The sequence below is a fragment of the Bartonella sp. TT119HLJHH genome, assembly GCF_042193385.1.
Taxonomy (GTDB): domain Bacteria; phylum Pseudomonadota; class Alphaproteobacteria; order Rhizobiales; family Rhizobiaceae; genus Bartonella.
This window is the reverse complement of the sequence record NZ_JBHILS010000087.1, coordinates 1-1,442: the sequence shown is the minus strand read 5'-3', so window position 1 is coordinate 1,442 and position 1,442 is coordinate 1. Positions and strand designations below refer to the sequence as shown.

Below are 1,442 nucleotides of genomic sequence, written 5' to 3'. Positions count from 1 at the left end.
TGGTTATTTTAATCGTTTATTTAGATCGCTAGCTGTTTTGATCATAAAAGCCGTGTCTTAAAGGACGCGGCTTTTTTTAATTCTATCTTTTAGAAGCCGCTTTAGTCAATTTATCTACAGTCTTTATCTATCTACAAAAGGATATTAAACCTGTAGAAATCTCTTTTCTTCCTGTAACCCATGCCCCCAAAATAAGTTGCGTATCTCCAAAAACACGCGCCCTGCCACCAATAATTGCCTTTCCATAAGCACGTACATTGCCGTAAACCTTCGCAAACCCATTAACACACGCCTCATCACAAATTATTGCATTTTCAAAAACCTTCGCATGCCCCCAAACCATAGCAGCATTATAAACCTTGGCATCATCACCAACCCAGCAACTGCCATCATGTGATAAGTTGTATTCACTTTCAATAAAGCCCCCTAAATCTCCTTTTTTAACACCTCCAAAACTTCTTAAAGCTCTAATGCGATAAAGTGTTCTAACTCTACCATAGAGATGGTCTTTAACTTCTGTAGTTTCATTAGTAAGTTCATATTTTTTGGATACATTTTTAGTGGTCATAGGTAGCTCCCTAATCTAATATTCAAACAAATTTTTAAATGAAATGGTTATAAGGAGGCGCCCCCGCACCGCCTAGTTTTAAAGGGTTATCTATATTTACCAAAAGAGATGGTTTCATTCCCAAAAAGACGCGCACGCCCAGAAACCAATACCTTACCAAAAGCATCGCTATGACCAAAAATTTTCATACGACCACCAACACGTGCTTTATTTGATATTTCTGTATCACCAAAAATTTTTGCATAACCTGTAACACGTGCATCGTCTAAAACACGAGCTTTACCAAATACTAATGCATAACCAGATATCCAACAATTGCCATCATGCGATAAATTACCCTCATGTTCTATAAAACCACCAACGTCACCTTTCTTAACAGTACCAAAGTCTCTTAAAGCTATAACACGACGAAACAAGCGATTACCAAACTCAATAGCACCTAATGAAAGTTTATATTTTTTCTGTTGAGTATTTTTTGATACGAAATCTTGTGCAATATTGTCATTTGCAACGGTATCAATAATGGGAGTGGTTTGTTTTTTTACTGTAGCTTTCATGCTAGTAATCCTTATCGTAAAAAAGGTTTCTATTGACAGCCCATAAGGGCGTCGGGCGCTAGAAACACGGCGATAAGTCCGCTGTATGCTTTCCCCTAAAAGGGTATTGTATGGCATAACCACACCCGACAAAATCGTTATATGCTAGTGATAGCATAAAAGAAAGTCAGTATTTTGAAGATGGGAAAAACCTTATCGTGGTTTATCCGCTTATCGCTAAGTGTTTCTACACACCTGACGCCTTTCTAAACGAACCTTTCCTTAATGTCAATACGTATTTTTTATTTTTTTCAATTTTTTTCATTTTGATACCTACC

2 protein-coding genes are annotated in these 1,442 nt (G+C 37.0%); both read right to left on the bottom strand.

Annotated elements, in window-relative coordinates:
- Positions 1-127: 127 nt before the first annotated feature.
- Positions 128-568 carry a hypothetical protein gene (locus tag ACFIJL_RS09390; RefSeq protein WP_375624431.1) on the bottom strand — a complete coding sequence of 147 codons (441 nt, stop codon included), beginning with the start codon at positions 566-568 and terminating at the stop codon, positions 128-130.
- A gap of 86 nt (positions 569-654) precedes the next feature.
- Complete coding sequence (locus ACFIJL_RS09385) at positions 655-1,242, bottom strand: hypothetical protein (RefSeq protein WP_375624429.1); 588 nt, start codon at positions 1,240-1,242, stop codon at positions 655-657.
- Positions 1,243-1,442: the final 200 nt, after the last annotated feature.